General features: G+C 61.9%; 13 protein-coding genes. 9 read left to right on the forward strand and 4 right to left on the reverse strand.

All coding sequences use genetic code 11. The annotated features are described in order from the left end of the window. Positions 1–33: 33 nt before the first annotated feature. The 6 genes from VFO93_RS00885 to VFO93_RS00910 all read left to right on the forward strand — a co-directional run bounded on the left by VFO93_RS00885 (position 34) and on the right by VFO93_RS00910 (position 5,402). Positions 34–1,605, forward strand: a complete 1,572-nt coding sequence (locus VFO93_RS00885; protein WP_325132414.1) for an acyl-CoA carboxylase subunit beta — start codon at positions 34–36, stop codon at positions 1,603–1,605. 6 nt (positions 1,606–1,611) lie between these two features. Beyond that, positions 1,612–1,890: a hypothetical protein gene (locus VFO93_RS00890; protein ID WP_325132415.1), complete on the forward strand. Its 279-nt coding sequence runs from the start codon at positions 1,612–1,614 to the stop codon at positions 1,888–1,890. An 18-nt stretch (positions 1,891–1,908) separates the two neighbouring features. After that, entirely contained in the window at positions 1,909–2,979 is a 1,071-nt protein-coding gene (locus VFO93_RS00895) for a M42 family metallopeptidase (protein WP_325132416.1), read from the forward strand. Between the two features lie 183 nt (positions 2,980–3,162). Further along, positions 3,163–3,930, forward strand: a complete 768-nt coding sequence (locus tag VFO93_RS00900) for a helical backbone metal receptor (RefSeq protein ID WP_325132417.1) — start codon at positions 3,163–3,165, stop codon at positions 3,928–3,930. Between the two features lie 169 nt (positions 3,931–4,099). Beyond that, positions 4,100–4,957: a dienelactone hydrolase family protein gene (locus VFO93_RS00905; RefSeq protein ID WP_325132418.1), complete on the forward strand. Its 858-nt coding sequence runs from the start codon at positions 4,100–4,102 to the stop codon at positions 4,955–4,957. 4 nt (positions 4,958–4,961) lie between these two features. Further along, positions 4,962–5,402, forward strand: coding sequence for a hypothetical protein (locus VFO93_RS00910; protein WP_325132419.1), 441 nt, complete (start codon positions 4,962–4,964; stop codon positions 5,400–5,402). 20 nt (positions 5,403–5,422) lie between these two features. Here VFO93_RS00910 and VFO93_RS00915 read toward each other — a convergent pair whose 3' ends face one another. Further along, the gene (locus VFO93_RS00915; RefSeq protein WP_325132420.1) at positions 5,423–7,498 is read right to left on the reverse strand and encodes a xanthine dehydrogenase family protein molybdopterin-binding subunit; all 2,076 of its coding nucleotides are present in this window, start codon (positions 7,496–7,498) and stop codon (positions 5,423–5,425) included. Between the two features lie 118 nt (positions 7,499–7,616). Here VFO93_RS00915 and VFO93_RS00920 point away from each other — a divergent pair, with 118 nt between their 5' ends. After that, the gene (locus VFO93_RS00920) at positions 7,617–8,000 is read left to right on the forward strand and encodes a hypothetical protein (protein ID WP_325132421.1); all 384 of its coding nucleotides are present in this window, start codon (positions 7,617–7,619) and stop codon (positions 7,998–8,000) included. Between the two features lie 197 nt (positions 8,001–8,197). On the opposite strand, the gene VFO93_RS00925 is transcribed toward VFO93_RS00920, so the two are convergent. The 3 genes from VFO93_RS00925 to VFO93_RS00935 form a co-directional block, all read right to left on the reverse strand. Then, the gene (locus VFO93_RS00925) at positions 8,198–9,784 is read right to left on the reverse strand and encodes a M28 family metallopeptidase (protein ID WP_325132422.1); all 1,587 of its coding nucleotides are present in this window, start codon (positions 9,782–9,784) and stop codon (positions 8,198–8,200) included. 274 nt (positions 9,785–10,058) lie between these two features. Beyond that, positions 10,059–10,493, reverse strand: a complete 435-nt coding sequence (locus tag VFO93_RS00930; RefSeq protein ID WP_325132423.1) for a nucleoside deaminase — start codon at positions 10,491–10,493, stop codon at positions 10,059–10,061. A gap of 155 nt (positions 10,494–10,648) precedes the next feature. Continuing rightward, a complete protein-coding gene (locus tag VFO93_RS00935; RefSeq protein ID WP_325132424.1) occupies positions 10,649–11,578 on the reverse strand; it encodes a polysaccharide deacetylase family protein in 930 nt (309 codons plus the stop codon). A 331-nt stretch (positions 11,579–11,909) separates the two neighbouring features. Here VFO93_RS00935 and VFO93_RS00940 point away from each other — a divergent pair, with 331 nt between their 5' ends. Next, positions 11,910–14,696: a family 78 glycoside hydrolase catalytic domain gene (locus tag VFO93_RS00940; protein WP_325132425.1), complete on the forward strand. Its 2,787-nt coding sequence runs from the start codon at positions 11,910–11,912 to the stop codon at positions 14,694–14,696. A gap of 4 nt (positions 14,697–14,700) precedes the next feature. Then, on the forward strand, positions 14,701–15,818 hold a 1,118-nt coding region (locus tag VFO93_RS00945), incomplete at its 3' end, for a glycosylase (RefSeq protein WP_325132426.1).

Here is a 15,818-nt window from a genome sequence, read left to right on the forward strand (position 1 = left end):
GCCCCCGTTACTTACTCTCCCCGCCCTGCCCCCATGGCCGATTCCCACGCCGCCACGCCCACCCCCTCCAAAACCGAACTACTCGCCGCCAAAAACCAGGAAGCCCTGCTCGGCGGCGGCCAGGCCCGCATCGAGGCCCAGCACAAAAAGGGCAAGCTCACCGCCCGCGAACGCCTTGACCTGCTGCTCGATGAGGGCTCGTTTGAGGAAATCGGCAAGTTTGTGATGCACCGCTCCAAAGACTTTGGCCTCGACAAAGAGTACTACCTCGGCGACGGCGTAGTGACCGGCTACGGCACCGTGCACGGCCGCCTGGTGTACGTTTTCTCGCAGGATTTCACGGTCTTCGGCGGCTCGCTGAGCGAGACGCACGCCGAGAAAATCGTCAAAATCATGGACCTGGCCACGAAAAACGGCGCGCCCGTTATTGGCCTCAACGACTCGGGCGGGGCCCGCATTCAGGAAGGCGTGGTGAGCCTCGGCGGCTACGCCGACATCTTCTATAAGAATACGTTGGCCTCGGGCGTGGTGCCGCAACTGTCGGCCATCATGGGGCCGTGCGCGGGCGGCGCGGTGTACTCGCCGGCCATCACGGACTTCATCTTGATGGTCGAAAACACGAGCTATATGTTCGTGACCGGCCCCAACGTGGTGAAGACCGTGACCCACGAAAACGTGACCAGCGAGGAGCTCGGCGGGGCCAGCACCCACTCGGCCAAGAGCGGCGTCACGCACTTCACCGCCGCCAACGAGGTCGTGTGCATTCAGCAGCTCAAGCAACTCTTGAGCTACATGCCCCAGAACTGCGAGGAAACCGCCCCCGCCCAGCCCTACCAGCAGCAGGGCGACGAAAGCCGCCCCGCGCTCGACACCCTTATTCCCGACAACGCCAACCAGCCCTACGACATCCGCGAAGTGATTGAGGGTCTGATTGATGCTGACTCCTTTATGGAGGTGCACCAGAACTTTGCCGAGAACATCGTGGTGGGCTTTGCGCGGCTCGCGGGCCGCAGCATCGGCATCGTGGGCAACCAGCCGGCCGTGCTGGCGGGCGTGCTCGACATCAATGCCAGCACCAAAGCCGCCCGCTTCGTGCGCTTCTGCGACTCATTCAACATCCCGCTGCTCGTGCTCGAAGACGTGCCCGGCTTCCTGCCCGGCACCGACCAGGAGTGGCGCGGCATCATCACCAACGGCGCCAAGCTGCTCTACGCCTTCTGCGAAGCCACCGTGCCGCGCATCACCGTCATCACCCGCAAAGCCTACGGCGGCGCGTATGACGTGATGAACTCCAAGCACATCGGGGCCGACCTCAACTACGCCTGGCCCACCGCCGAAATCGCGGTAATGGGTGCCAAGGGCGCGGCCGAAATCATTTTCAAGCGCGAAATCGCCCAGGCCGAAGACTCCGAAGCCAAGCTGCAAGAAAAGGTAGACGAGTACCAGCAGAAATTTGCCACTCCCTACCGCGCCGCCCACCGCGGCTTTGTCGATGAGGTCATCCTGCCCTCGCAAACCAGGCAGAAGCTGATTCGTGCGTTTAAGATGCTCGAAAACAAGGTAGATACGCTGCCGCGCAAAAAGCACGGCAACATTCCGCTGTAACTAGCGATGGACGGCTGGCAACTAGTAGACAACATTTTCCTAGCCTTGGGAATTATCGGCGTAACTGCTGGTCTGCTTCTCCGCTTCGAAGCAGGCCGCTGGGTGCTGAGGCTGCTGGCGGTTGTCTTGGTCATCTTTTCGCTAATTGTGGAGGGCAGTGACCAGTGGACCAATCTGATGCCTGATACTGCACCACTTAAAGTCAGCCGTTTCTTACTAATTGCCGGCAGTTGCTGCTTATGCGTTGCCTTGTTTATCGCTCGGCTTCATCCCTTGATAAACTAATCTTTCTTACTGTTCCCTATGCGTCCCGAGTCGTTTGCTTTTCTCGAAAAATACCTCAATAATCCCTCGCCTACCGGCTTCGAAAAAGAAGGCCAAAAGCTGTGGCTGGACTACATTAAACCGTACATCGACAGCTACTTCGTAGACACCTACGGCACCGTGGTGGGCGTCATCAACCCCGAGGCGAAGTACAAAGTCGTCATCGAGGCGCACGCCGACGAAATCTCGTATTTCGTGAATTACATCACCAAAGAAGGCTACCTGTATTTGCGCCGCAATGGCGGCTCCGATGCCCTGGTAGCGCCCAGTAAGCGGGTCAATATCTTTGGCGACAAGGGCATTGTGAAGGCCGTTTTCGGCTGGCCCGCCATCCACGTGCGCAAGGTGGAGCAGGACAAAGCGCCCACCATCGAAACCATTTTCCTGGACTGCGGCGCCTCGTCGGCCGACGAGGTAGCCGAAATGGGCGTGCACGTGGGCTCGGTCGTCACGTTTGAGGACGAGTTTACGGTCCTCAACGACAAGTACTACGTGGGCCGCGCCCTCGACAACCGCGTGGGCGGCTTCATGGTGGCCGAGGTAGCCCGCATGCTCAAGGAAAACAACCGCTCGCTACCCTTCGGCCTTTACATCGTGAACGCCGTGCAGGAGGAAATCGGCCTGCGCGGGGCCGAAATGATAGCCCACCGCATCAACCCCGACGTGGCCATCATCACCGACGTGACCCACGACAGCCAGTCGCCGATGTACGAAAAGAAAACGGCCGGCGACATCAGCTGCGGCAAAGGCCCGGTTATCACCTACGGCCCCGCCGTGCAGAACAACCTGCGCGACCTCATCCTCACCACGGCCAAGGAGGCGGATATTCCGTTCCAGCGCGCCGCCGCCACCCGCGCCACCGGCACCGACACCGACGCCTTTGCCTACTCGGGCGCGGGCGTGGCATCGGCACTCATCTCGCTGCCTCTCAAGTACATGCACACTACCGTAGAGACGGTGCATAAGGACGACGTGCAGAACGTAATTAACTTGATTTACGAAACGCTGCTGCGCATCGAGGACGGGCACGATTTCCGGTACTTCAGCTAATCACTGATTAGCACGGATTTTAGCGGATTTCACGGATTTTGTAGCCGATAAGCTGCACGTTGTAAAAGCTGAATTACAAAGTAACGGCCGCTCAGTAGAGCGGCCGTTTTGCTTACTTTAAAAATCATGACCGAAAACAGGCACCTACAAAATCCGTGTAATCCGCTAAAATCCGAAAAATCAGTGATTGACCAATTAGGGCGGCGCGTGGCAATTTTGTTTCCGCCGCAGCGCATTGTGTCACTAGTACCTTCCCAAACCGAATTGCTGTTCGATTTAGGTTTGGGCGAGCGGGTAGTGGGCGTTACCAAATTCTGTATTCACCCGCCCGAAGCCCGCCAAGCGGCTACGGTAATCGGCGGCACGAAGAATTTTGATTTTGATAAAATAACGGCCTTGAAGCCCGATTTAATCATTGGTAACAAGGAAGAAAACTACCAAACCGGCATCGAGCAGTTAGCGGCGCACTACCCGGTGTGGCTGAGCGACATCAGCGACTTGCCGCAAGCGCTGGATATGATTCGCCGGGTTGGTTTTATCACAGGGGCCGAGGAAAAAGCGGAGCAAGTAGCCGACGAAATAGCTGCTTCCTTCGCTGCCCTGGCTGCGCCGGAGCCGCCGGTTTCAGTCGCTTATTTCATCTGGCGCAAGCCGTACATGGCGGCGGCCAGCGGCACTTTTATTGACGATATGCTGCGGCGGGCGGGCTTCCGCAACGTGTTCGCCCACCTCGGGCGCTACCCGGAAGTGACGCCCGAGCAGTTGGCCGCGGCTGCGCCGGAACGTATATTTTTGTCTTCTGAGCCGTATCCGTTTCAGGACAAGCACTTGGCGGAGTTTCAGATGCTTTGCCCGACGGCGGAAATTCAGTTGGTCGATGGGGAATTGTTCAGCTGGTACGGAAGCCGGCTGCGGCGGTCGGCGGCTTACTTCCAACGGCTGCGCGCGTGAACCTCACCCCCCGGCCCCCTCTCCAAAAAAGAGGGGGAGCCGACCGCAGTCGGACGTTGCTAGGCGTCAGGCTCCCCCTCTTTTTTGGAGAGGGGGCCGGGGGGTGAGGTTCCCACGGGTGAGCCGCCCCTCGCACCCTACCTTGCATCCTCCACCCTCACCCCGCCCGATGGACCAGCGCATTATCAATCTCTTCGACGAGTACACCCACCGCCCGCTCTCGCGCAAGGACTTCCTCGACCGCCTACTGAAGCTGGCCGGCAGCGCCGCGCTGGCCACCACCGCCCTGAGCGTGCTGGAGCCCAGCTACGCCCACGCCACCACTGTGCAACCACTGGCCGAAAACCTGGTCGAGGAAACTGTAACCTGGCCCGGCGACGGGGCCACCGTAAGCGGCTACCTGGTGCACCCCAAAGGCAAGAAAAAGCGCGGCGCGGTGGTTGTCATCCACGAAAACCGGGGCCTCACGCCGCACATCAAGGACGTGACGCGACGGGTGGCGCAGGCCGGCTACCTCGCGCTGGGCGTGGATGCGCTGAGCGTGGTGGGCGGCACGCCGGCCGACGAAGACCAGGGCCGCACGCTCATCGGGCAGCTCGACCCGGTTAAAAACCTGCACAACTACCTCGCCGCCCTCACCTACCTGCGCGCCCGGCCCGACTGCAACGGCCGCACCGGCTGCGTGGGCTTCTGCTGGGGCGGCGGCCTGGCCAACCAGTTGGCAGTGCACGACCCCGCCCTCAACGCCGCCGTGGCCTATTACGGCCAGCAGCCCAAGGCCGAAGAGGTGCCTCAAATCAAGGCCAACGTCATGCTGCACTACGGCGGCCTCGACCAGCGCATCAACGCCGGCATCCCGGCCTACGAAGCGGCTTTGAAAGCCGCCCACACGCCCTACGAGCTGTTTGTGTACGAAGGTGTAAACCACGCCTTCAACAACGACACATCGCCCGCCCGCTACAATGCCGAGGCCGCCAAGCTGGCCTGGGAACGCACGCTGCGGCTGTTTAAGGAGAAGCTGGGGTAAGGCTATGAAACTGCGCGACTTTATCAGCCTAGCTTGTGTGTTGCTTCCCTGTGTAATATCTTCTTGCAATAAGATTTATCGGGGTGACCAACTATCAACTAAAGAGCTTGAACAAATAAGAAAGCTTGGTTTGCTAGATGCCAATGAGAAAATTTATCAACTTTATTCCAATCATCAGGGAATAAAAGGAGCTGGAAATTTTTACACAACCAAACGCATTGCAAACTATTGGCTTCATAGAGGTAATAAGCAAACAAGCTTTGCTTACTACCAAGACATTGCCCACATTAATTTAACAACTCATCCACCAGGCGATTTCACAATTCCTTTTGTAACTGTCACAAGGAATGACAGTACTCAATTCAAGGTTTATATAGATGGCAGCGGGTCGGAAGTAAAAGACTTTTTTCTAAGCTGCCGGAATCACTGGAAATCTGGCCGTTAATTCTAGCATTAATCACTAGCTCACAACATCTTATCCGGCGTAATCGGCAGTTCGCGCACGCGCTTGCCGGTGGCGTGATATACGGCATTGGCAATGGCGGCGCAGAAGCCCACGATGCCGATTTCGCCCAGGCCTTTGGCGCCCATCGGGTCGAGGTAGGTGTCGGGCTTATCGATGAACAGCACGTCGATGGCGGGCGGAATATCGGCCTGCACCGGCACGTGGTAGTTGGCCAGGTCGGCGTTGGTGATGCGGCCGAAGCGGTGGTCGAGCACGGCGTCTTCCATCAGGGCCAGGCCGAGGCCCCAGGTAATGGCGCCGTACACCTGGCTTTGGGCGGTTTTGGGGTTGATGATGCGACCCGCGTCGATGGCCGACACTACGCGGGCTACGCGCACCTCGCCGGTGTGGGCGTGCACGCGCACCTCCACGAAGTGGGCGGCAAACGACTTACCCGACTTCTCCCCTTTCTCGGGCACCTCGGGCGCTTCGCGCACTACCTCAGCGGGTGCGGCGGGGTTATCAGCCAGCTGCTGGCGCAGGGCGGTACAAGCTGCGTGCACCGCCGCCCCTACCGAGGCCACCGTGTGCGAGCCAAACTGGCCGGGCGCGGGTGGCAGGGCCGCGTCGCCGAGCTCAAAGCGCACCTTTTCGGGGGCAATGCCGAAGGCATCGGCGGCGATTTGGGTCATCACGGTGGCGGTGCCGGGGCCTACGTCGGCGGTAGCGCTTTGCACTACTAAGGTACCATCGGGCAGGCGGCGGGCGCGGGCGCTGGCCTTGGCCCGCACGGCTTTGTAGATGCCCATGGCCATGCCCTGGCCCACCAGCCAGTCGCCCTCTCGGGTGGCAGCGGGCGCGAGCTTGCGCTGATTCCAACCAAATTTCGCGGCCCCGCGCTCGTAGCACTCGCGCAGGTAGTTGGTGCTCCAGGGGCGGTCACCGTTGGGGTCTACCTCGGCAAAATTCTTGATACGCAGCGCCAGTGGGTCCATCTTCAAGGCATACGCCAACTCGTCCATCGCCGACTCCAGGGCGAAGGAGCCGGTGGTTTCGCCGGGGCCGCGCGTCCAGCAGGGCGTGCTCAGGTCGAGGGGCACGAGCTGGTAGGTGAGCTCGGCGTTGGGGCAGCGGTAGCCCGATTTGGTGGGGTGCAGCGTGCGCTCGGTAAACTCTTCGTAGCGCGAGGTAGCCCCGAAAACCTGGTGCGACACGCCCACCAGCGTGCCATCGGCCGCAGCACCCAGCGCCACGCGCTGCACCCCGCGCGGCCGGTAGCCCACCATGTTAAACTCGTGCCCGCGCTCATTAAGCACCTTCACCGGGCGGCCTACCACCTTGGCCCCCAAAATGGCCGCCATCTCGGGCGGCCAGATGCGCGAGGCGCCCCCAAACGCCCCGCCCACGAACGGCGAATGCACCTGCACGGCTTCTTTGGGCAGGTTCCAGAGCTGCATCAAGTCCTGCTGGGCCAGCGTGGGGGCCTGGGTTTTATTCCAGACCGTCAGCTGGTTGCCGTGCCACTCGGCGATGGCGGCGTGCATTTCCATCGGGTTGTGCACCTGCACGGGCGTCTGGTACTCGTGGGCTACCTGCACGGGGGCCGTTTTATAGGCCTGGGGCTGGCCGCGGGAGTAGTTTTCGCTTTTCTTGGGCGTGTAGCTGCGGGACAGGTTCTTTTCAATGTCCGTTTGCGGGGCGGCCGGCGCGTACTGCACGCGCACGAGCGCGGCGGCGTGCTGCGCTTGCTCGAGGGTAGTGGCGATGGCCAGCGCCACGGGCTGGTTGCTGTAGTGAATTTTATCGTCGAAAAACACGCGCAGCTGCTGACCCTCCACCCGCTTGTCGGGCTGGGGGTTTTCGTAGCCAGGCACGCGGGGCGCGTTCAAATGCGACACGATAGCCAGCACGCCCGGCGCGCGAGCAGCGGCCTGGGTATCGAGGTGCGCAATGCGGCCGGCCGCAATAGCGCTGACTACCAGCACGCCGTGCACGCAGCCCGGCACGGCATGCTCGGCGGCGTAGCGGGCCTGCCCGGTTACTTTGAGGCGGCCGTCGACGCGGCGCAGGGGTTGGCCGATGCTGGGAGCGGGCATAAGGGCGAAGTACAATTGCGGGGAATGTACAGACGAGATTTTGCGTTGTTGCGTTATCGTCCCGTTTAGCTACCCATACGCTACCCCGCTAGTTTATTCGGCGTGTCCTATTTGTATTATGCTCACTTTTTCTGCCGCGCAGCTTGCGCTCAATCAGCTTCTTTACCAGCGCCTGCGTGAGGCGCGCTGCCACCACGGCCGCCTCGACGTGAGCACGCCGGGCAGCTACCTCAGCTTTTCGGGCGAAAAACCCGACGGGGGCACACTTTTCTTCTGGGAGTTTGGCGAGCGCTTTCACCAAATAGTAGCCGACTACCTGCGCGAAAGCCACACCGAGCACACCGCCCAGCTCACGGTGCAGGTTGATGTAGCGAAAGCAGAATTTTCCTATTCTCACCTCACCCAGCAGCAGCAGGCCGCCCAGGAAGCGGCGGCTAAGCAGCGGGCCACCGAACGCCGGCCGGATTTCAGGCTGCCGCTTCGGCCCAGGGCGGGGCGGTAGTAGCTGCTTGACCGCTTGACCTAGTTATTATTATCACAAAACTGTTTGCCATTGCGCGCGCAGCGAAGCAATCGCACCCGGATAGCGCGCCGGAACAGATGCGATTGCTTCGGCTTCGCTGCGCGCGCAATGACAAACGAAAAGCGCCCCGCTGAGCCAGGCTCAGCGGGGCGCTTTTCTGTTAAAACCAACGCCGGTTACTGCGGCTTCACTGGGGCCGGCAGCGGCTTGCGGGGCAGCTTTTGGTCGCGCATGGCGGCGTTGTACACGAAAGAGGCGACTACTACCGAGGCCTGTTTGAGGTCGTCGGCCACGAGGCGGTCGTAGGTGTCCTGGTTGGAGTGGTGGGTGCGGGCAAAGTAATCGAGCCCATCCTGAATGAACTGGAAGCCGGGCAAGCCCACCGCGTCGAAGGCCACGTGGTCGGTGCTGCCGGTGTTGCGCGAGGTGACGGTGGTAGCACCCATCTCGGCAAACGGCTGGAGCCAGGCGGTGAATATGGGCTTCACCGCCTCGTTGCCCTGGGCGTAGATGCCGCGGATTTTGCCGGCCCCGTTGTCGAGGTTGAAGTAGGCGCTCAGCTTCTCGTGGTCGGGCTTGAGGAGCATGGTGGCGGGGTCGGCAAAGTGGTTTTTGACGTAGTTGCGCGAGCCGTGCAGGCCCTGCTCCTCCTCTCCCCACAGCGCAATGCGGATGGTGCGGCGCGGCTTCAGGCCGCTGGCTTTCAGGATGCGGACGGCCTCCATCATCACGGCCACGCCGGCCGCGTTGTCGGTGGCCCCGGTGGCCGAGTGCCACGAGTCGAGGTGGCCGCCGAGCATCACTACCTCACTTTTCAGCTTCTTGTCGGTGCCCGGTATTTCGGCCACCACGTTGTAGCCTTTCAAATCCTGGGTTTGGAACCGAGTTTTGGTTTCCATTTCAATCTCCACCGGAATGCCGGCCTCGGCCAGCCGAATGAGGCGCAGCTGGTCTTCGCTGCTCATTTCCAGTTCGGGTAGTACCGGCTTGGCATCGGCGGCGTAGGGCGCGCCGTTGGTGGTGAACACCGTGCCATCGGTACCCCGACCGGGGCTGAGCACGGCGGCCGCGCCCTCGGCTAATAACATGGCGCTGACCTTGGTACGCAGCTCGCGCTGGGCGCGTAGGGTAGCCATGCGCTCGGCCATCGCGGGGTCGGCGGGGCGGTTGGCGGCGGCGTTGGGCGTAGCGGCGGGCGCGTCGGCCAGCTTCTGCAAGTCCTCGGCGGTGAGGCGCTTGGCGTCGGGCTCGAAATTGGGCGTGGGCGGCGTGGCCACGGGCAGCAGCACGATTTTATCGCGCAGCTGGCCTTTGTATTTGTCGAGGTCGGCTTCGGTGGTGGCTTTTACTACTACCACCTGCTTGCGCAGCGCGCCGGGGGTGCTGGGCGTCCAGGCCTTGGGCACGCCTATCATAGCGTGGTAGTAGGGCGCGGTCATGGCCACGTAGCTTTTGTCGATGTCCCAGCCGCGGCCGAAGTCGCCCCAGGCTTCCACGTTGGCATTGGCGAGGCCGTAGTCGGTGAGGCGCTTTTTGGTCCAGGCGTTGGCACGGGCCAGGCCCTCGGAGCCGGCCAGGCGCGGGCCGCACACGTCGGTGAGGTAAAAGGCGGTTTCCATCACCTTCGAGCGGTTCAGGCCTTCGTCCTTTATTTTGGCCAGGGCGGCGGCATCGAGCTTTTCGGGGATTGGGGTTGCGTTTTGGGCCAGGGCCGGGGTGGCCAGCAGGCCGGCGGCAGCCAGGGCGAGGAAATGTTTTTGCATGAAAAGCCGGACAGGTTGGAAAGGAAAAGAGGATTGCTGAAAGCCATAGACACCGGCTGAGGCGGCCGGTTGCGCGGGCCGGTTATTTTCGCGGGGTCTGGTGGGTAGTTGCCCGCACTATCCGCAGTCAGCAAAAGCTTTAAAATAAGTGCAGCCGCCATCCTGCCGGATTAAAGCGCTTCAACAAACGCTTCAATCCGGCAGGATGGCGACTGCACTTATCATGGTGCTGCTACGCCGCTACGTGGCTAAGACAGCCACCCAGCGCCTGCTTTTACAGCTCCATAATGTCCTCGTTCCAGAGCGTGGGCTCGGCCTCGATGAACTCCTGCATCATCTGCACGCACTCTTCGGAGTCCAGAATGACGACTTCCACGCCGTGGCTTTCCAGAAACTCGCGCGATTCGCCGAAGGTGCGGGCCTCGCCTACTATTACCTTCGGAATCTTGAACTGCACGATGGTGCCGGCGCACATGTAACAGGGCATCAGCGTAGTATAGAGCACCGTATCGCGGTAGGTGCGCTGGCGGCCGGCGTTGCGTAGGGCGTCCATTTCGCCGTGGGCGATGGGGTCGAGCTCCTGCACGCGCTTGTTGTGCCCGCGCGACACGAGCTGGCCGGCGCGCACGAGCACCGAGCCGATGGGGATGCCGCCCTGCTGCCGGCCCAGGCGGGCTTCGGCGATGGCGGCTTGCATGAATTCGTCCATAAATAGTTGCTAGATTGTGATAAATCGTTGGTCATGCTGAGCGCAGCGAAGCATCTCGCTTGGGTAACTAACCATCCACGATAGAAGTTACTGCGCCACGCGAGATGCTTCGCTGCGCTCAGCATGACCAACGATTTACAGCTTGCAAGTGAGCCTTAAAAGCTCAGCACCATATTCTTATACAGCGCATTCGGCCCCCAGTAGCCACTGGCAATCATGCGGCGCACGGTGAAGAGCGGGTCGTTCTGGTCGCGCTTTTCGGAGAGCGAGAAGGCGGCCACGAAGCCGCGCTTTTTGAGCTCGGGGAAGGCGGCGGGGTTCCAGAGGCCGTAGGGGTAGGCAAAGTACTTGATTTTCTTGCCGGTGAGCTCTTCCAGAGTTTTGGTCGATTTATCGACCTGCGTTACCCAGTCCTGCTCGGTGTACTTGGTGACGCGGTGGTGGTCCCAGGTGTGCGAGCCGATTTGGTTGCCTTCTTCCGAAAGCTGTTTCACCTGGTCTTTGCTCATGTAGTGCGGGCGGCCCAGGCTCACCGTCATCACGAAGTACACGCCCTTGAAGCCGTACTTTTCGAGCTCGGGGCGGGCGATGGTGAACTGGTCGAGGTCGGTATCGTCGAAGGTGAGCATCAGGGGCTTGCTTGGCAGCTTGGCCCCGGTGGTGAGGTAGGCGTAGAGCTGGTCGGGCAGGATGGTGTGGTAGCCCGAGTCGGCGAGCATCTTTATCTGGGCCCGGAAGGTGGCGATGGGCACGATGTCATCCTTGGCGCTGCGCGAGTCGCGGGCAGTCCAGTCGCGAATCTGGTGGTAGCACAAAATGGGCACCTGCGGGCGGGCCAGGATGGCGGCCACGTCGTTGACCTTGGCGGCCGGGATGGTGCTGGGGTCGGGCGCGGGGGCGGCATTGGCCTCGTCGGTGGCCACGGCGGCCGCGCCGGAGGTGGGCGCGGCTTCGGGGGTAGTGAGGGCCGCAGCGGCTTCGGCCGAGGGGGCGGTGCGAGCTTCGCCGGTGGTGGCGGTTTTGGAGTCGCAGGCGGCGAGGCCGAGCGCGGCCAGCAGCGCGGCAGTTGGGAACAGGTTTTTCAAGGGAACGGAAAGAGAGCCGACGGATGAGGTGAGCCGGGCGGCGCGGTTTTTCTCGCAAAGAAACGACGCGGGCTCCCGGTTTGGCTTTTTCGAGCCGGGCGGCAGCGCAGCCCGGCGCACCAAGGCCCATCCGGCGGCCACGAGAGTTCCGGGGCAGCCGCCGGCGCGCAAAGCGCGCGGCCGGAGGCGATTGGCCAAAACTAGCATTAATAACGTGGCCAAACCGGCCGGCTATGCTAATATGCTATAAGAAGATGCCAAAAGGCGGGACAAGCCGGCGGGGCACAACGCGAATCTTTGTAGCCCTCATCCCACTCACTGGCCTTTCCTGATGGTTTTTCGTGCGCTTTTAGCTGCTTTTTGCCTGGGGCTGCTGCCCCGGCCTAGCGCGGCGCAAAGCCTGCGAGTAAGCCAGTTGCGCTGCGAATACCAGCCGCACCCGCTGGCTGTGCAAACCAGCACGCCCGCCCTGAGCTGGGAGCTGCAATCGGCCCGCCGCAACGTGCGCCAGACCGCCTACCAGGTGCTGGTGGCCGACAGCCGCCAAAGCCTCGACCAGAGCCGGGGCAACGTCTGGGATTCGGGCAAAGTCTCGTCGGGCGCTTCCATTCAGGTGAGCTACGCGGGCCGGGCTTTGCAGCCCGCTCAAACGTATTATTGGAAGGTAAAAACCTGGGACAACCAGGGCGGCGAATCGGCCTGGAGCACCCCGGCCGAGTGGCAGACGGGCCTGTTCTCCCCTACCGACTGGAAGGGCGCGGCCTGGATAGCCTACGAGCAGCTACCCGCCGACCGCATAAACGTGCTGCCCGTGGATGGCAAAAAAGACGCCTACACCGGCACCAACGTGCTACCCCTGCTGCGCAAGCGATTTGCGGCTAAAAAACAGCCCATTAAAGCTACGCTATTCATCAGCGGGCTGGGGCAGTTTGAGGCCGTGTTAAATGGCCAGAAAGTGGGCGACCACTTCCTCGACCCCGGCTGGACGAAGTACGATAAACAGGCGCAATACGTGGCGTTTGACGTGACGAAGCAGGTGAAAAGTGGGGCCAACGCGCTGGGCGTGCTGCTCGGCAACGGCTTCTACTACGTGCCGCCCGTGAAGGAGCGCTACCGCAAGCTCAAGTCGGCCTTTGGCTACCCGAAGCTGATTTGCCGGCTGGCGCTGGACTACGCCGATGGCTCGCACGAAAACGTGGTGAGCGACCAATCGTGGCAAACCACGGCCGGCCCCATCACCTTCAGCAGCATCTACGGGGGCGAGGACTACAACGCCACGCTGGAGCCGGCCAACTGGGCCACGGCCGGCTTCGACGCGCAAATATGGCGGCCCGTTATCACCGTCGATGGGCCGGCCGAGCTGGTAGCGCAGCAGCAGGAGCCGCTGCGGGTTTTTGACGCTTTCAACGCCCAAAGTACCACCCAGCCGCAGCCCGGCAAGTGGGTGTATGACTTTGGCCAAAACGCCTCGGGCATCGTGGAGCTACAGGTGCGCGGCCACCGCGGCGACACCGTGCGCATCGCGCCGGCCGAGCTGCTGGCGGCCGACAAGACAATTACGCAGAAGCACAGCGGCAAAGGCTTCTACTTTACCTACGTGCTGAAGGGCAACGGCGTGGAGACGTGGCGGCCGCGCTTCAGCTACTACGGCTTCCGCTACGCGCAGGTGACGGGCGGCGTGCCCACCGGCCAGCCCAACGCCCAAAGCCAACCCGAGATACTGCGCCTCACGGCCCTGCACACGCGCAATGCGGCGGCGCAGGTGGGCGAGTTTTCGTGCTCCAACGACTTGCTCAACCGCACGCACACGCTGATTGACTGGTCTGTTAAGAGCAACCTGGCCAGCGTATTTACCGACTGCCCGCACCGCGAAAAGCTGGGCTGGCTAGAGGAAACGCACCTGATGGGCGCGTCGGTGCGCTACCGCTACGACATTGCCACCCTCGGCCGCAAGACCACTCAGGACATGCAGGCCTCGCAGCTAGCCGAGGGCCTGGTACCCGAAATCGCACCCGAGTACGTGAAGTTTGAATGGGGCGGCGACATCTTCCGCGACTCACCGGAGTGGGGCAGCGCCAGCATCATCCTGCCCTGGTACCTTTACCAGTGGTACGGCGACCGGCAGACGCTGGCCAGCAGCTACCCCATGATGCAGCGCTACGTGGCCTACCTCGGCACGCAGGCAGTCCACCACATCAACAGCAAAGGGCTGGGCGATTGGTACGACCTAGGGCCCAAGCCGCCGGGCACCTCGCAGCAAACGCCGATGGGCGTAACCGCCACGGCTACTTATTACTATGACCTCACCCTCCTGGCCCAGATAGCCCGCTTGCTAGGCCACGCCGCCGACGCTACGGCCTACGAGAAGCTGGGCGCGGACGTCAAAACGGCCTTCAACGCGAAGTTCTTCAACCCCCAGACCAAGCAGTACGCCACTGGCAGCCAGGCGGCCAATGCCATGGCGCTGTACATGGGCCTGGTAGCACCCGCCGACCAGGCGGCCGTGCTCGACAACCTGGTGCAGGACATTCGCAGCCGCGGCAACGCGCTGACGGCCGGCGACATTGGCTACCGCTACGTGCTGCGCGTGCTGGAAGACGCCGGCCGCTCCGACGTCATTTTTGCTATGAATAGCCGCAGCGACGTGCCGGGCTACGGCTACCAACTGGCCCAGGGCGCCACGGCCCTCACCGAGTCGTGGGCGGCCCTGCCCACGGTATCAAACAACCACTTGATGCTGGGCCACTTGCAGGAGTGGCTGTACGGCGGCCTAGGGGGCATCCGGCCGGCGGCCGGGTCGGTGGCTTTCGACAGAATCGACATTCGGCCCGAGCCGGTGGGCGACGTCACCAGCGCCCGCGCCACGCACCGCTCGCCCTACGGGCTGATTGTGAGCGACTGGAAAAAGGCGGGCAAGTCCTTTAGGTTGACGGTGACCATTCCGGCCAATACCACGGCTACCGTGTACCTGCCGGCCGCCGCTTCGGCACGCCTTACGGAGGGCGGCCAGCCGCTGGCGCAGCACCCGGAGCTACAGGTGCTGGGCTTTGCGGAGGGGCGGGTGCGGGTGAAGGCAGGCTCGGGCACTTACCATTTTGAGGTTGATTCAACCTTGTAATTGCATGAAAATCAAACTTCCTCTCCTCTTGCTAATCAGTAGCCTTGGCCAGCCGGCCTGGGCGCAGAAAGCGCTACCTAAAGAAGTGCCCGCCGCTGAGATGCAGCGGGTGTACGAGGAAGTAAAGACGCCCCACAAGTACGGCCTGGTGCTCGTGACGGACGACAACAAGAAGAAGATGGACTGCCCCAGCGTGTTCCGCAAAAATGGGCAGTGGTGGATGACCTACATCATCTTCGACGGGCGCGGCTACGAAACCTGGCTGGCCCAGAGCAAGGACTTGCTGAACTGGCAGACCAAGGGCAAAATCCTGTCTTTCACCGATTCAACTGACTGGGATACCAACCAGAAAGCCGGTTACGTGGCCCTGCAAGACCCCAAGTGGGGTGGCAGCTACGAGTGGCAGCCTTACCAGGGCAAGTACTGGCTGTCGTACTTCGGCGGCAACTCGCGGGGGTATGAGAAGGGCCTGCTTTCCATCAGCCTCGCCTCCACAGCTAAAGACCCCACTACCCTGCCCGCCTGGCAGCGCCTACCTAGGCCCGTGCTGCGCCCCGATGACAAAGACGTGCGCTGGTGGGAAAACCACACCATTTACAAAAGCTCGGTGACCTGGGATAAGGCCCGCCTCACCGGCCATCCCTTCGTGATGTACTACAACGCCAACGGCGACAGCCTCAACGCCAAGCGCGGGGCCGAGCGCATTGGCATGGCCGTAAGCGACGACATGACGCACTGGACGCGCTACCTGCGCAACCCCGTGCTCAACCACCACACCGGCATCACGGGCGATGCTTACTTACAAAAGATGGATAACGGGCTGTGGGTGATGTTCTACTTCGGGGCCTTCTACCCCGGCGTGAAGGGCGCCGTGAACCGCTTCGCCTGCTCCTACGACCTCACCCACTGGACCGACTGGGCGGGGGCCAACCTGGTAGAGCCCTCCGAGCCTTACGATGAGCTGTTTGCCCATAAGTCCTTCGTGCTGAAATACAAAGGCGTGGTGTACCACTACTACTGCGCCGTGAACAAAGCCGACCAGCGCGGCATTGCGGTGGCTACGTCGAAGGACCTAGGGAAGAGTGCGGTGGCCTTCATCGCGCCGCCGGTGAAGAAGAAAAA

Origin of the sequence: Hymenobacter sp. (genome assembly GCF_035709525.1) — a bacterium.
In the GTDB taxonomy this organism is placed as follows: domain Bacteria; phylum Bacteroidota; class Bacteroidia; order Cytophagales; family Hymenobacteraceae; genus Hymenobacter.

What these genes read in the sequence shown, in the direction of transcription:
- VFO93_RS00915 (WP_325132420.1), bottom strand. Translation starts at nt 7,498, where the DNA reads ATGCCCGCTCCCAGCATCGGCCAACCCCTGCGCCGCGTCGACGGCCGC.
- VFO93_RS00920 (WP_325132421.1), top strand. Translation starts at nt 7,617, where the DNA reads ATGCTCACTTTTTCTGCCGCGCAGCTTGCGCTCAATCAGCTTCTTTAC.
- VFO93_RS00940 (WP_325132425.1), top strand. Translation starts at nt 11,910, where the DNA reads ATGGTTTTTCGTGCGCTTTTAGCTGCTTTTTGCCTGGGGCTGCTGCCC.
- VFO93_RS00890 (WP_325132415.1), top strand. Translation starts at nt 1,612, where the DNA reads ATGGACGGCTGGCAACTAGTAGACAACATTTTCCTAGCCTTGGGAATT.
- VFO93_RS00930 (WP_325132423.1), bottom strand. Translation starts at nt 10,493, where the DNA reads ATGGACGAATTCATGCAAGCCGCCATCGCCGAAGCCCGCCTGGGCCGG.
- VFO93_RS00925 (WP_325132422.1), bottom strand. Translation starts at nt 9,784, where the DNA reads ATGCAAAAACATTTCCTCGCCCTGGCTGCCGCCGGCCTGCTGGCCACC.
- VFO93_RS00885 (WP_325132414.1), top strand. Translation starts at nt 34, where the DNA reads ATGGCCGATTCCCACGCCGCCACGCCCACCCCCTCCAAAACCGAACTA.
- VFO93_RS00910 (WP_325132419.1), top strand. Translation starts at nt 4,962, where the DNA reads ATGAAACTGCGCGACTTTATCAGCCTAGCTTGTGTGTTGCTTCCCTGT.
- VFO93_RS00905 (WP_325132418.1), top strand. Translation starts at nt 4,100, where the DNA reads ATGGACCAGCGCATTATCAATCTCTTCGACGAGTACACCCACCGCCCG.
- VFO93_RS00895 (WP_325132416.1), top strand. Translation starts at nt 1,909, where the DNA reads ATGCGTCCCGAGTCGTTTGCTTTTCTCGAAAAATACCTCAATAATCCC.